The organism is Streptomyces sp. Ru71, from assembly GCF_002920535.1.
Classification (GTDB): Bacteria; Actinomycetota; Actinomycetes; order Streptomycetales; family Streptomycetaceae; genus Streptomyces.
Genome location: NZ_PQSS01000013.1, coordinates 63,636 through 77,036 on the forward strand (window position 1 = coordinate 63,636; position 13,401 = coordinate 77,036).

At 69.0% G+C, this 13,401-nt stretch carries 12 protein-coding genes and 1 pseudogene; 7 read left to right on the top strand and 6 right to left on the bottom strand.

Annotated features, from left to right (window positions below; translation table 11 throughout):
• Positions 1 to 221 precede the first annotated feature (221 nt).
• The 4 genes from C3489_RS11025 (at position 222) to C3489_RS11040 (ending at position 4,803) form a co-directional block, all read left to right on the top strand.
• Positions 222 to 743, top strand: coding sequence for a hypothetical protein (locus tag C3489_RS11025; RefSeq protein WP_146075304.1), 522 nt, complete (start codon positions 222 to 224; stop codon positions 741 to 743).
• 102 nt (positions 744 to 845) lie between these two features.
• Entirely contained in the window at positions 846 to 2,519 is a 1,674-nt protein-coding gene (locus C3489_RS11030; RefSeq protein ID WP_146075305.1) for a hypothetical protein, read from the top strand.
• Positions 2,520 to 2,641: 122 nt separating this feature from the next.
• Entirely contained in the window at positions 2,642 to 4,096 is a 1,455-nt protein-coding gene (locus C3489_RS39825; protein WP_103781577.1) for a transglycosylase family protein, read from the top strand.
• 128 nt (positions 4,097 to 4,224) lie between these two features.
• Positions 4,225 to 4,803, top strand: a complete 579-nt coding sequence (locus C3489_RS11040) for a suppressor of fused domain protein (RefSeq protein WP_103781578.1) — start codon at positions 4,225 to 4,227, stop codon at positions 4,801 to 4,803.
• 201 nt (positions 4,804 to 5,004) lie between these two features.
• Here C3489_RS11040 and C3489_RS11045 read toward each other — a convergent pair whose 3' ends face one another.
• Entirely contained in the window at positions 5,005 to 5,349 is a 345-nt protein-coding gene (locus tag C3489_RS11045; RefSeq protein WP_103781579.1) for a hypothetical protein, read from the bottom strand.
• Between the two features lie 1,145 nt (positions 5,350 to 6,494).
• On the opposite strand from C3489_RS11045, the gene C3489_RS39280 reads away from it, so the two are divergent.
• Positions 6,495 to 6,776 (top strand): hypothetical protein, encoded by a 282-nt coding sequence (locus C3489_RS39280; RefSeq protein WP_258054657.1) that lies wholly within the window; start codon positions 6,495 to 6,497, stop codon positions 6,774 to 6,776.
• Positions 6,777 to 6,855: 79 nt separating this feature from the next.
• Here the strand turns inward: C3489_RS39280 and C3489_RS39830 are convergent.
• The 5 genes and pseudogenes from C3489_RS39830 to C3489_RS11070 all read right to left on the bottom strand — a co-directional run.
• A pseudogene (locus C3489_RS39830) lies at positions 6,856 to 7,242 on the bottom strand (phosphatase PAP2 family protein); the annotation flags it as partial.
• 18 nt (positions 7,243 to 7,260) lie between these two features.
• Positions 7,261 to 7,674: an integrase core domain-containing protein gene (locus tag C3489_RS11055; protein ID WP_103781580.1), complete on the bottom strand. Its 414-nt coding sequence runs from the start codon at positions 7,672 to 7,674 to the stop codon at positions 7,261 to 7,263.
• A gap of 583 nt (positions 7,675 to 8,257) precedes the next feature.
• On the bottom strand, positions 8,258 to 8,608 hold the full coding sequence (locus C3489_RS39835) for a hypothetical protein (protein WP_308460805.1): 351 nt from the start codon (positions 8,606 to 8,608) through the stop codon (positions 8,258 to 8,260).
• A gap of 187 nt (positions 8,609 to 8,795) precedes the next feature.
• A complete protein-coding gene (locus C3489_RS11065; RefSeq protein ID WP_103781581.1) occupies positions 8,796 to 9,713 on the bottom strand; it encodes an NADP-dependent oxidoreductase in 918 nt (305 codons plus the stop codon).
• A 50-nt stretch (positions 9,714 to 9,763) separates the two neighbouring features.
• The gene (locus C3489_RS11070; RefSeq protein ID WP_258054639.1) at positions 9,764 to 10,168 is read right to left on the bottom strand and encodes a nitroreductase family protein; all 405 of its coding nucleotides are present in this window, start codon (positions 10,166 to 10,168) and stop codon (positions 9,764 to 9,766) included.
• Between the two features lie 25 nt (positions 10,169 to 10,193).
• Here C3489_RS11070 and C3489_RS11075 point away from each other — a divergent pair, with 25 nt between their 5' ends.
• Together C3489_RS11075 and nhaA are read left to right on the top strand one after the other, a co-directional pair.
• Complete coding sequence (locus C3489_RS11075; protein ID WP_103781582.1) at positions 10,194 to 10,853, top strand: TetR/AcrR family transcriptional regulator; 660 nt, start codon at positions 10,194 to 10,196, stop codon at positions 10,851 to 10,853.
• A 182-nt stretch (positions 10,854 to 11,035) separates the two neighbouring features.
• Entirely contained in the window at positions 11,036 to 12,916 is a 1,881-nt protein-coding gene (nhaA, locus tag C3489_RS11085; protein ID WP_103781584.1) for a Na+/H+ antiporter NhaA, read from the top strand.
• Positions 12,917 to 13,401 lie beyond the last annotated feature (485 nt).

The window sequence follows — 13,401 nt, forward strand, 5'->3', positions numbered from 1 at the left end:
ACACGGCGACCCAGCACGCCGACGCCTCGGAGGTGCCCGCACCGCCCGTCAAAGCCGCAGCGTCCCCCATCGGTCGGCAGGCTGCCGTTGCGACCACCCCACCGCCCACGACACGGGCCCCCGGGCCGAAGCCCGAAGGGGCACGGCACGCCCCCGCGTCCGCCCCCACCCGGGCCGAAACCGAGGAACCGGCGGGCAGGAGCCCGCTGTCGGCGAGCCGTGTGGCGGCATCCCAGTTGCCGGACACCGCGGCGCAGAAGTGGAAGGAGCTCGCGCCTGCCAGCGTCCGGAAGCTGAGCCAGGACTTCCAGCTCAACGAGTGCGTGAGGGTGCACGGAGCGACGGCCTGGCAGCAGCAGGGTTTCATCAGCGCTCGCAGGACGCCCGCCGTGCAGGATTCCCTCGCCTTCGCCGACGAGGCCACGGCCCGCTCGGCCTTCCGTGACCTGCTCGCCGACATGAAGTCCTGCCAGGCCACGAGCCGGGCCCTGCAGAAGCAGTACGGACTGCCCCAGGACGCCGAGGTGCGGCAGACCGCCGCCACGTCCGACGGCGTCGCCTGGTCCCGCTCGTGGACGGCCGTCGAAGGCCTCTCGGCCTCCGGGGCCCAGGCCAACCACATCTACGCCGTGCGGCGCGGCTCCCTCCTCGTCCTGCTGCACTTCGACGAGTGGGACTTTGTCGCACCGCGTTCCTACGACACCGCGGGCGACGCCGCGGTTCTGGCGGGCCTGACCCGCTGACCGCGCCGCCCCGGCGCTCCCGCATCACAGGCGATCGGCAGCGTGCCACACACCCCGCTCGATCCCAGACTCTTCGCCACCACCCCATCCCAGGAGACATCCATGTCCATTCGCCGTAGCACCGTCATGCGCTGCACCACCGCCCTGCTCACCGTCGGCCTCACCGCCACCGTGCTGTCGGCGGTCACCGCCACTCCCGCTCTGGCGGGGTCGTCCATCGGCGGGAACATCACCCGCAGCGAGATCCTCTCCAGAGCCCAGTACTGGGTGGACGAGGGTGTCCCGTACAGCAAGACCAGCTACTACGCCGACCCGCAGGGCACCAACTACCGTATGGACTGCTCTGGTTACGTCTCCATGGCCTGGCACGCCGACCAGTCCTACACGACATGGACGCTGCCGAGCATTTCCACCGACATCAGCAACTCCCAGCTGCTGCCCGGTGACGCCCTCAACTACGAAGCCGAGCATGTCGTCCTGTTCGGCGGCTGGGAGGACAAGGCAGCGGGTACGTTCACGTACTTCGCCGAGAACAACTCCTCGGTGCTGACCAACAAGTACAGCGCCAACATCAACGGCAGCTCGCTGGCCGGCTGGCCCACGAGCTCCTACCAGGCCATCCGCTACAACCACACCGTCGACGACCCGGCGAAGCCGGCGGCCACCGGCTTCGCCGACGGACAGGGCACGCTCTCCGTCGCGCACACCCGTGACGGGCAGCTGGACACCTTCATCACCCAGTCCAACGGTGCCATCGCACGCAACATGGAGACGACGCCGTCCGGCGGCTGGAGCGGCTGGGCCGCGGGCTTCGCCCCCGAGAACGCCGCCAAGAGCGTCGTCACCGGGGTCCATCCGGACGGCCGGGTCGAGGTGTTCGCGCTGCAGACCAATGGTGGTGTCTCCCGCCGGTACCAGACCAGCCCTTACGGGGCCTGGAGCGACTGGGAGACCTTCGCGCCGGCGAACTCGGCTGCCCAGATCAAGGTGGCCCGTCACTCCGACGGCCGTCTCAGCGTCTTCATGCTGCAGACCAACGGTGGCATCGCCCGCAAGTACGAAACCAGCGCGGGCGGATCCTGGAGCGACTGGGCCTCCTTCGCTCCGGCCAACGCGGCGTCCTCCTTCGCTGTCGGCACACACGCGGACGGCCGGATGGACGTCTTCGCGGTGCAGACCAACGGTGGCGTCACCCACATCGCCGAGACCGAGCCGTCCCGCGGATGGGGCGAGTGGACCGGCCTCGCCGACGCCGGCGCCGCGAACACCGCCCTGTCGGCCGGGGCGAGCAGCAACATCGCCGTGGCCAACCAGAAGGACGGGCGGCTGAACGTCTTCATCGTGCAGTCCAACGGCGGTGTCTCTCGCAACTACGAGACCAGCGTGAACGGTTCGTGGAGTGGCTGGAAGAACTTCGCCTCGGCCGGTGCCGTGCTGGCCGCGGCCCCGCGCGCCGGTGTGACCCCGATCAGCGGCAGCAACATCTCGGTGGGCGCGCACGACGACGGGCGCCTGGACGTGGTCATCCTGCAGTCCAACGGCGGGGTCGCTCGCGCCTACGAGACCAGCCCCGGCGGCTCGTTCAGCGGCTGGGAGGTACTGGCCGACGCCGGCAGCGCCGCCTCGGTGGAGGCCACGTCCCACTCCGACGGCCGCTTCGACATCTTCGTCACCCAGACGAGCGGCGGGATCTCGCGCAATTACGAGACCAGCCCCGGCGGCTCCCTCTCCGGCTGGAAGGGCTTCGCCCCGGCCGGCGCGGTGAAGACCTACTGACCGCGCCGCAAGCACCACCGAACGCCCACTGACCGTCGGGGCCCGGCTGCGCACGCGCCGGGCCCCGGCTTCCACGTCCGCCGCCCCTCGCCCTCGCCCTGCTCCACCGAAGGAAACCGACCATGCACTCGTTCACCCGCCGCGCCGGCACGCTTCTCCTCCCCCTTGCCGCCGGTCTCACACTGACGATGACCACGGCACACCCGTCGGATGCCGCCTCCGTCGAGACGTGGGACAAGGTCGCCGCATGCGAGAGCGGCGGCAACTGGAGCATCAACACCGCGAACGGGTACTACGGCGGCCTCCAGATCAGCCTCACCAACTGGCAGCACTACGGCGGCACGGTCTACGCCTCCCGCCCCGACCTCGCCTCCAAGAAGGAACAGATACTGATCGCCGAGAAGATCCTCGCCGATCAGGGCGCCGGGGCGTGGACGTGCGCGCCGGGCACCGGGCTGAGCACCGACACAGCCGACCCGTACCCGGAGTTCACCGGCGCCGCGGCCGGTGACGCGGGCAACCCCGCGGCGGCGGTCCACTGGGACGACCGCGCTGAGGCCTACCTGGTCCAGGGCAACGGGGGCATCATGACGTCCGCCGAGTCCGGCGGCGGCTGGGCGGCCCTGTCGGGCTTCGCCGAAGCCGGCACCGCCAAAGCCGTCTCGGCGGTGCTGGACGCCAAGGGCCGGACCGTCGTGTTCGTGCTCCAGTCCAACGGAGGTGTGGCGACCCGAACCGAGACCAGCGCGGGCAGCCACTCCTTCGGCGGGTGGTCGTTCCTCGCCGATGCCTCGTCAGCCGTGCAGGCCCAGTCCGTACGGTTCGCCGACGGCCGTCTCGGCCTGGTCGTGGTGCAGTCCAGCGGCGGCGTCGCCGTCCGTGCGGAGACCAGCCCCGGCAGCGGCAGCTGGGGCGGATGGACGTTCCTCAGCAGCTCCGGGATCAAGAGCGTCACGGCCGGCGTCGAGGCCGACGGGCGGATCCATCTCTTCGCCCTGCAGACCAACGGTGGCATCGCGGAGACAACCGAGACCTCGCCCGGTGCGGGCACCTGGCGCGGATGGAGCAGCGGCTTCGCTCCCGCCGGAGCGCTCTCCACCGACCTGCCCGCCGCCCAGGGCAGCTCCATAGCTGTCGGCAATCTCGCCGACGGTGCCCTGACCGTCGCCATCGTCCAGTCCAACGGCGGGGTCAGCACCCGCTACCAGACCTCTCCCAACGGGCCCTGGAACGACAGCTGGGGCAGCCTCGCGCCTGCCGGCGCGGCACAGAGCATCGCCATGGCCCGCCACACGAGCGGCGTGCTCAGCGTGGTGATCGTGCAGTCGAACGGCGGTGTCATGAGCCGCGTCGAAACCTCTGCCAACGGCCCGTGGAGCGAGGGCTGGCGCACCCTGGCCCCGGCCGGTGCCGCCGTCTCGGTGAACACCGCCCGCCTCGGGGACGGCCGTGTCACCGCCCTGGTCGTCCAGAGCAACGGAGGCGTGGCCGGAACCGCCGAGACCAGCAACGGCAGCGGGGTGTACGGCACGACCTGGGCCCAGGTCGCCCCCGCCGGCGCGGTGTCGACCAGCTGAGCACCCCGGGACCCGGTCGGCAGCACCGAGAAGCTTCGCGCGCTGCCTGCTGCCGACCGAGCTGACCGGCGGGACCGAGCTCGTGCAGAGCCGTCAGGGGCGGTCGATCGCAGTGGGATGATCGCGCGGTGAGCGATGCGAGCGTCTGGGCCGCGGAGGCCGTTGAGTCACATGTCCGGGCGTTCTTCGAAGGGCACTCAGTGGAGGCCGTCGACTACGACCTCGGGCCAAAACGGCGAGAGGTGGTGCCCGATCTGCGAGTTCTCGTTGTGGGGCCCGGTCCCCGCAGTGACAGCTGGGCCTATGTGACCGCCGGGTGCTGGGCCGCGATGGAGAAGGACGGTTACGGCCTTGAGTTCGTCATGACCGCCCACGTCCGCGACCAGCGGTTCATCGACCTCATGGCGATGATCGCCTACTACCACTGCGGAGGACATCAGCTCGACCTGGAGCACAGCATGCCGATCGGTGAACCGTGGGTGCCTGGGTCAACCTGCGATCACCTGCTGATCAGCCTGCCCTATCTCCACGGACCAGGCCTTGAACACTGTCCCGTTCCCGAGGGCCACGCCCGCATCGTGTGGACCCTGCCCGTGACGACAGCCGAGATCGAGTTCCGCAGGCGCCACGGACACGAGGCGTTGGAGCAGCTCTTCGACGAGGCAGAGATCATCCCCACCGATCCTTTCAGGGCGTCGGTTGCCTAGGTTTCCGTCCTCGGCGTTCATCGATCGTGGTCGCCAGGGGCGTATCGGCTCCAGGTGCAATGGGCGTCGGTGCACGCAGCGGAAGCGTGGTTGTCGCCAGGGTCGTGGCCACGCGCTACGACAAGCGCGCCTACGTCTTCACGGGCACCGTGACGTTGGCCTCGATCCGTCTGTGGCTCAAGCCCTGACGAATGGGTTCGGTCAGCGGGCTTCCAGTTCTTCGGCTCTCTTTGTGAGTTCCGCCGCGATGTCGTCCCAGTCCGGACCGTGCAGCCACAGGTTCTGCGCGGCCTCCCGCAGGAGAGCCGGCTCGTCGGGCCTCTGCAGCAGTACGAGCCGGTACGCGAGGTTGCGGATCCACACGGGGAGCCGGCCGTCGACCAGGTTCGGGCAGAGCTCCCGCAGCATCGAGAGGATCGTGTCCGCGTCAGCGAACGTCAGCTCTTCCACGAAGTAGTGCTCGCGATGCTCCTGACCGCACGCCGGAGTCTGACGGAACTCGTCTCCGTAAAGACACCGGGCGTGCTCGGTCAGCGTCCTGTGCATGCGCTGCAGCTTACGACGTCATGATCCGCCAGACGGACCCTAATGGTGTGGTCCCACGAGCGCTGGCGGCACGCCTCGGTCATGGGCCGCCACGGCCGCGTCTTGAGGTGCATGGCGACCTGCTCGGCGACACCAGGGTCAGCGTCCGCATGTACCAGTGGCCGCAGCCGGGCCTGCTCGCCGAACGCCGCCGTGTCAGCCGCACTGGACCGCATGGGGATCGGGTGCCGCGTGCCGCTCGGTGAGTCAGTCGAAGGCTTCGCGTGCGACGGGGTGCGCAGCCTGTGAGCCGTTCGCGGGGCGTTGGCGCCGACGTGGACCTTGGCCGGCTCGCCCGGCTTCCCCACCCTCCCGCGGAGCCGGTCAGGCCGGGGGTGGGCTGCTGAGCGGGGAGCGCCGGCCTTTCTCCACAGCTCCTTGCGCCGGCACATCTCCGCGACCTGGCCGGGGGCAGCGTCCCGTCCGGGTTCGCGCTCAGGTCGACCAGCAGGCCGCGGTTGACGAACCGCCGCACCACGAAAGCCGTCACGTTCTGGGTGGTCCGCTCGCCGGTCGCGTACTCACGACCACCAACGTCCCGCTCGTTCAGGCCGGTGACACCGGCTGGAGTCTGTAGGGTGCCGTGCACCGCGCCGCCGTGGCGGGCCTGGTTCTGGCGGAGATCCGACCCGGCCGGCTGCGGTTGGCCGCCCACCTTGACAGCCCGGCCATCGGTACATCAGCGCGACGGCCGAACCGGTAGCGGTCCGGCACGCACATGCGGTTCGCGAAATGCGTATCCGAACTACGCAGCATGGTGGTTGTCATGACTGCGCACGCCCCGAAGGATCAGGGCAGCATGACAACACGGTGCCGGGCGGCAGCGGCCGGGCACCGGCACGCTCGCGCAGCCGTCACGGCCCAGCCCAGCCCCGCGCCGGAAGTCGTTGCCGACCCCGATGACGGCGATGCGCCCGCGCCTGTCCATGGTCCCGACAGTGCCGCACAAGGCGCCGCCCGGACAGGGGCCGAACGGCCCCGCGGCGGACCTGGCGGCCCATGGGCGCCCGGGCCGGTCGGGTGACGCTGGAAGTCGAGGAGCGCCGCGCCGGTACGGGCTCGGGGAGCGGTGGAGGAAGAGCCCCCGCAGCGAAAGGCGGAACGCGATGAGCACGCCGACGAAGTACGTGTACATCGTCACCGACCCGGAGGGGATGGCGGCCAAACAGCCGGTCCATGTCGCCGAGGACGACGCAGAGGGTTGGGAGCACGTCTACCAGCTCAACGCAGAGCGGTTCCAGACCCGCCACGCTGCTCCGCCGGATGCCCAATCCACCATGCCGCCCGTCCGTATCCGGACTGACACGGGCAGCGCGGCCACCACAGGTAGTCGCCGCCAGACTCAACTGCCACCCATAGGTGCTCGCCTTTCTTGGATGGCGCTGTAGTGGGGCCGCTTTGCGCCCCCTCGACCGCGACCGCGGCCGTCGGCACTGCGCACAGCGCGCCGGCCAGCGGCCACGCCGGTGCGACGGCTGCAGTGAACGCCACGGCGGCCGCCGTATGCCCGGAAGGGAAGGAAGAGGAGTCCGGGCGGTCCTCGACCTCATCGTGCGGAATCCAGTCCCTGGGCGGCCGGCGCCGGCCGGCCGCCTGCTTGCACACGCCGTTGGACACCAGCTGCGCCACCACGACAGCCGCCACACCGGCGGCTGCCGCTCTGCGACCTCGCCAGCCACCCAGCCACGCCATCACCCCGGCCGCGCCGCACCACAGTTTGGTGCCCTCGGCAGCCTCATCGAGCACCGACAGCACCTTCGGCACCCCGCAGGGGAAGGCGCACGGGTTCCAGGAATCCTGAGCGCCAGGGAACGGGCACCCGTACACGAGTCCCCGAATCGTAGGGCCGCGCATGGGGTTGATGGTTGCCGATCAGACATCACCAGGGGCATCCGGATGGACGGAGCACGGCCCGAAGCCTGCACGCCGGCCCGCTACAAGAAGGCCAAGGTGAGCTGCCCCGAGTTTCGTAGAGTCCGATCTTGATTGGTTCAGGCAAACTGCGGGGTGGGCTCCTGGGGTCGACTGCCAGTCGCGTTTGTACTCGGCGGGCAGTAGGTAGCCGAGGGCGGAGTGGAGCCGTTCCTCGTTGTACCACGTGACCAATTGAAAGATTGCCCGCTCGACCTGTTCGACGTCCCGCCAGTGTCCTTGAATTTCGATCAGCTCGGTCCCGAAGGTGCTGTTGAGGGCCGAGGCCATCGCGTTGTCGTACGAGTCCGTTACGGGTCCGACCGGGGCGGCGGCACCGATGTCGGCGAGCCGCTCGGTGTAGCGAATGGACACGGCTTGCGAACCGCGGTCGCTGTGGTGGACCCCGCTGGCCCGGGGATTTCAGCCGAGTGGCGGGGTAGCCGCCGGCGGCGAGGTCGTCGATCAGGCTTGGGTGGGTGGACTGCCATTCCTGAGTCAGTGCACTGGACGATGGCATGTCGAGGGCGAACACGCGGCTGATGACGCCGAAGCGCGCGGGCGGTACCGATTCGACCGGCACTGCGAGAACGCCGCCGATTGTCTCGTCCAGTGTCTTCATGGTGGCGCCCTCGTCGGCTACGGCGTGCAGGACCGTGCCCGGCGCGGCGTCCTCGAGTGCGGTGCGGAACAGCCGGGCGGCGTCAAGCCGGTTGACTGCTGGCCATCGCTGTGTGCCGTCGCCGACGTACGCTGACACGCCGGTTTTTGCGCGGCGGCGATGAGTACTGAGAAGAAGCCGTATTGCGACCCGCGCTGGTGCACGGAGCGCGGCAGCCGCACGACAGAGGAGCGGATGCCCTGGTCGGCCAGGGTCAGCACCATCTGGGAGTGTGGTTGCCGCCGACCGGACCGTCGGTGGTGTTGGGGTGGTCCTCGGTGGAGGTGTGGCCTGGGATCATCGGGGTGGGGCCGGCATGTACGAACGCTTGCCGCTGCCTGCGAGCGCGGCCGCGAGGGTGTGCACGGCACGCGCTTCCTCGTCGATGCCCTGTTCCAGGTTGTTCCAGTCGTTGCTGTAGGCCAGGTTGATGACACCGTCGGCCTGCGCGGCTCCGGCGCGGAGGCTGTCGAGGTCGGTGAGGTCACCGCGGAGCTGCGTTCCGCCGGCGGCGGCGACGGCCGTAGCCGCGGCATCGGAGCGGACGATGTCTGCGTACTGCTTGCGCAGGGCTGTGGCGTCGTCCGGGTCGGCTTTGAGGATCACGACGGGGCGTCCCGGCATGTCGGTCATGAGTATGAAGACCATGCCGCCCACCTTGTGGATCTCCCAGTCGGGTCGAAACGATGCTCCTGGTCGGTGCCCGGCAGTTCCGCGGTGTGGTCGCGTGCGATCTTCTGCAGTTCCTGTCCGTCCAAGGTGATCGACTTTCGGTGGCTGGCAGTGGACGACCGACCGGCCTGCGGGTCATGGTCCTGATCTCCGACACGGCCGTCTACGGCAGGACGCGGATGACTGTCTTCCCCTTGCGTCGCTCGGTTGAGTTGAGGGTTGCGACCGCGTTGTCGAGGCTTGCGACGCGACCGATGTTGGTCCGCAGCCGTCCGTCGCGCACCCGCTGCACGATCTCGCCGAGTTGGGAGCGGTCGGCTTCGACGACGAAGTCGATGGCCAGGCCGTCAGCGGGCCGCGCTTCGACCGGGCCGACGACGGACACCAGGGTTCCTCCGGGCTTGATCAGGGCGGCAGACTGCTTTTGGACGTTGCCGCCGATGACGTCAAAGACCAGGTCGACGCTGCCGATGTCTTTGAGTGTGTCGTTGTCGAGGTCGACGAACTCGTGCGTGCCGAAGTCGAGTGCCTTCTCGCGGTCGGCGGCGCGTCCCGTGCCGATGACGTAGGCGCCGGCTTCACGTGCGAGCTGGGTGACCATCGTCCCGACCGCCCCGGCTGCGCCGTGCGCGAGGACGGTCTGGCCGGCCTGGAGGCGGCCGTGCTGGAACAGCCCCTGCCACGCGGTCAGGCCTGAGATGGGCAGGGATGCGCCTACGGTGAAGTCGACGTCGCCGGGCAGGGGGGCGAGGTTGCGTGCTTCGATCGCCACGTACTGGGCGAGGGTGCCGTCGCGGTGCCAGTCGGCGAGGCCGAACACCCGCTGCCCGATCGAGAGCCCCGTCGTGCCGTAGCCGAGGGCGGTGACCACTCCGGCCAGCTCGTGGCCGGGGATCGACGGTGTCTTGTCACGGCCGGCGCGATCGGTCCAGGTCGAGGGCCACTCCATCTCTGAGGGGACGAAGCCGGATGCGTGGATCTGAACGATGGCGTCGTTGATCGCTGCGAGCGGTTCGGGTCGCTCCGTCAGCGTCATTCCGGCTACTCCCGCGGCCTGGTCGGTGACCACAATGGCTTTCATCGAAATACTTCTTCCTCGGATGTGTGGTGGTTTTGGTTTCCAGGTGGGTTTTACATGAAGGTGAACAGCTGGTCGGCTTCGAAACGCGAGATCGAGGTGGTGTGCACCCGCGCCGGGTCCGGATAGCCGAGGGCGAGCAGCACTGTCGTGGTGTGTCCGCTCTCGCGGATCTTGAAGGCCTTGTCGACACTGGTCGAGTCGAACCCCTCCAGCGACGTGGCCTCGACGCCGAGCTCGGCGGCCGCCATCATGGTCAGGCCCATCGCGAGGTGGGTCTGCTTATCCATCCAGTGGTTCAGGTCCTTGTAGCCGTAGGTGCGCAGGCCGAGGAAGTCCCGGGTTATGGATTCCCACAGCTCCTGCTTGGCCGGGTCGGGGAACCGGCCGTCGGCCCCCTCCTTGGTGAACACCGCCTTGAGGTGGGTGTCGGGCAGATGCCGTTTCTGGGCTGGCAAGCCCAATTCGGGGTATCGTTAAGGAATGCCCACCACTACGGCGGCTCCGGTGCCTCACAAGCTGACGTCAAAGGGGCAGGCCACACGGGCCCGCATCCTGGAGCACGCTGCGGAACTCATCTACACAAACGGAGTCCACGCGACGAACAACGAGCAGCTCCGCCGCGCCGCCAGCGTCAGTGGATCGCAGCTCAACCACTACTTCCCGACCAAGAAGAGCCTCGTCCTGGCCGTGATCGCCTGGCAGGCCGAGCGCATCCTCGCCTTCCATCGCGACGAGCGATTCGCCGGCTTCGACAACCTCGTCGCGCTCCGGGCATGGGCGGATTCCTGCGTCGGCTACGAGCGCGCCTACCAGGAAGGTTGCACCCTCGGCTCCCTGGCGAGCGAGATGATCAAGACGGACCTCGACGTGCACGACGAGCTCGCCAGTGTGTTCGACCAGTGGACGGGCATATTCCGCGAGGGAATCGAGCGCATGCAGCAACTCGGCCGCATCAGCGCTCAGGCAGATCCCACCCAACTGGCCAATCTGCTCCTTGCTGCCTTCCAGGGCGGCATATTCCTCGCCCAGGTCGCGCGCGACATCGCTCCGCTTAAAGACGCGTTGCAGTCAGCCATCGACCACGTGCAGACCTTCGCGACGTCTCCCGACGCCGACGTACTCCAAGCTCGGGGAGCGTGACGTACGGCGCATGCGGGGCCGCGTGCTCCAGCGCCTGGACCCAGCCGACGAGGCCCCCGTGTACCTGGCCGGCGCCGCTGCCATGACCCACGAGCCCACCAGCCTGCGAAACGACCCACTCCGACGCACCGGTCTTTCCGTCCACACGCCGGCCCGCCAGGCCTCGAACGAGAATCTGACCCATGTCCCCTGACCCAGAGGCTTACACCGGGCAGACGCTGTGCAGCAGCGGATCGCGTTCCCCGCTGCGTACCTTCTTGCGCACCGAGACCGGCGGCGCCGCCGTCCTGGTCGCCGCCGCGCTCGCCGCACTCCTCTGGGCCAACGCGGCACCCTCGGCATACACGTCGTTCTGGCACACCCGCCTGTCTGTCCGCTTCGGGGCGTACGGGATCTCCCTCGGCCTGCGTGAGTGGGTCAACAGCGGCCTGATGACTCTCTTCTTCTTCGTCGTCGGTCTGGAGGCACGCCGCGAGTTCGACATGGGCGAACTGCGCGAGCGCAAGCGGCTCACACTGCCGCTCGTCGCGGGACTCAGCGGCATGATCGTGCCCGTCGCCCTCTACCTTGCCGTCAATGCCGGCCACGGCAGCGAGCAGGGCTGGGGAGCGGCGATGTCCACCGACACCGCGTTCGCCCTGGGCGTGCTGGCCGTCGCGGGCCGCGGCATGCCGCCCGGACTGCGCGTCTTCATTCTCCTGCTGAGCGTGGTCGATGACTTCTTCTCCCTCGGCGTCATCGCCTTCGCCTACAGCAACCGCATCGCCGTACCCGCACTCGTCGCGGCCATCGGCACCCTTGCACTCGTCCTGCTCACCCGGCGACTCGGCGTACACCACGGTAGCGTGTACGCGCTGCTGGGGGTCGTCGCCTGGGTCGCCCTGCTCGAGTCGGGTGTGGACCCGGTCGTGATCGGTCTCGTCCTGGGGCTGCTCACCTACGCCTACCCCGCCTCGCGCGCCGACCTGGAACACGCCAGCGGACTTTTCCGGCTGTTCCGCGAGCAGCCCACCCCGGAACTGGAGCGGTCCGTCCGCGTCGGCATCGCCTCGGCACTCTCCCCCAACGACCGCCTGCAACGCATCTACCACCCCTGGACCAGCTACGCAGTGGTCCCGCTGTTCGCCCTCGCCAACGCCGGCATCGAGATCAGCAGCGACCAACTGTCACGAGCCTTCACCTCGCCCGTCACCCTGGGCATCCTCATCGCCTACATCCTGGGCAAGCCGCTGGGCATCGTCGGGGCCTGTGCCCTCACCACGCTCGCCTCCCGCGGGCGGCTACGCCTCCCGGTCGGCTGGGGCGCGGCAACCGCCGGCGGCGCGCTGTACGGGGTCGGGTTCACCGTTTCCCTGCTCATCGCGACCCTCGCCTTCCACGGTGCACGCCTCAACGAGGCCAAGATCGGCATCCTCGCCACACTCGTCTGCTCCTACCTGACAGCCCGGCTCGTCACCGCGGCGATCGGCCTTCTGCCACCTGCGCTGCGACTCCGGGCCCTGCTCGGGAAGGCGGAGACGATCGTCGACATGGCCGTGCCCGTGGACCCCGAACACGATCACATCCGAGGACCACACCACGCCGCGGTCACCGTCGTGGAATACGGCGACTACGAATGCCCCTACTGCGGGCAGGCCGAACCCATCGTCCGCGAACTCCTCGCCGACTTCGGAGACCTGCGCTACGTATGGCGCCACCTCCCCCTCACCGACGTGCACATCCACGCCCAACTCGCCGCCGAAGCCTCCGAAGCCGCCGCACACCAGGGCCGCTTCTGGGACATGCACGACCTGCTGCTCAGCCATCAACAAGCCCTCCGCATCGAAGACCTGCACGCCCACGCGGCCGCTATCGGCCTGGACACCGAGCGCTTCGAACGAGACATGCGCGCTCACACCGGCGCAGCCCGCATCGCCGAGCACGTCGAGTCAGCCGACCTCAGCAGCGTGGCCGGCACTCCCACCTTCTTCATCAACGGCCGCAGACACCACGGCGCCTACGACCTCCCCAGCCTCACCGCCGCCGTTCGCGCAGCCCGCGAACGAGCCGCCGTCGCCACGTGACGGGGCCAATCTGCTTCAAAGGGCGCACCGCCCTGGACAACTTTCAACGACAGGGTAGGTCCGGGTGAGCACCAGGTAGGGGCTCGGTGTGGCGGCGAACAGCCCGCGTAGTCCATCTGCGTCATGCCCCACCATCCCCTCCCGCCACGGCACCGCCGCGGGGCCCGGCACGTTGTCTGCCCTGCTCCGGCTGATTGGCTTTGCTCTCAGATTGTGCCTGCTCTCAGGCTGTGCGCAGGCCGGGGCCGCCTCGGGCACAGGATGCTGGCCAATGGCGAGCCGGACATCATGGCCCCAAGCCAAGCGCCGAGACCAAGCCGCCGAAGGGGCCGTCCGGCCGGCTCTGGACAGCGCCTGCGACCAAGCAGCACTGCCATCATCGACAGGTCGGACGTCGCGCCTAGAGCGTCATCGCGGATGCCCTCTTAGGGCTCAACGCTTGCGGCGGCAGGTCACCCACGTCACGACGGCCACGGCCACTGCCA

What these genes read in the sequence shown, in the direction of transcription:
- C3489_RS11030 (WP_146075305.1), top strand. Translation starts at nt 846, where the DNA reads ATGTCCATTCGCCGTAGCACCGTCATGCGCTGCACCACCGCCCTGCTC.
- C3489_RS39825 (WP_103781577.1), top strand. Translation starts at nt 2,642, where the DNA reads ATGCACTCGTTCACCCGCCGCGCCGGCACGCTTCTCCTCCCCCTTGCC.
- C3489_RS11045 (WP_103781579.1), bottom strand. Translation starts at nt 5,349, where the DNA reads ATGCACAGGACGCTGACCGAGCACGCCCGGTGTCTTTACGGAGACGAG.
- C3489_RS39280 (WP_258054657.1), top strand. Translation starts at nt 6,495, where the DNA reads ATGAGCACGCCGACGAAGTACGTGTACATCGTCACCGACCCGGAGGGG.
- C3489_RS39835 (WP_308460805.1), bottom strand. Translation starts at nt 8,608, where the DNA reads ATGGTCTTCATACTCATGACCGACATGCCGGGACGCCCCGTCGTGATC.
- C3489_RS11065 (WP_103781581.1), bottom strand. Translation starts at nt 9,713, where the DNA reads ATGAAAGCCATTGTGGTCACCGACCAGGCCGCGGGAGTAGCCGGAATG.
- C3489_RS11075 (WP_103781582.1), top strand. Translation starts at nt 10,194, where the DNA reads ATGCCCACCACTACGGCGGCTCCGGTGCCTCACAAGCTGACGTCAAAG.
- nhaA (WP_103781584.1), top strand. Translation starts at nt 11,036, where the DNA reads ATGTCCCCTGACCCAGAGGCTTACACCGGGCAGACGCTGTGCAGCAGC.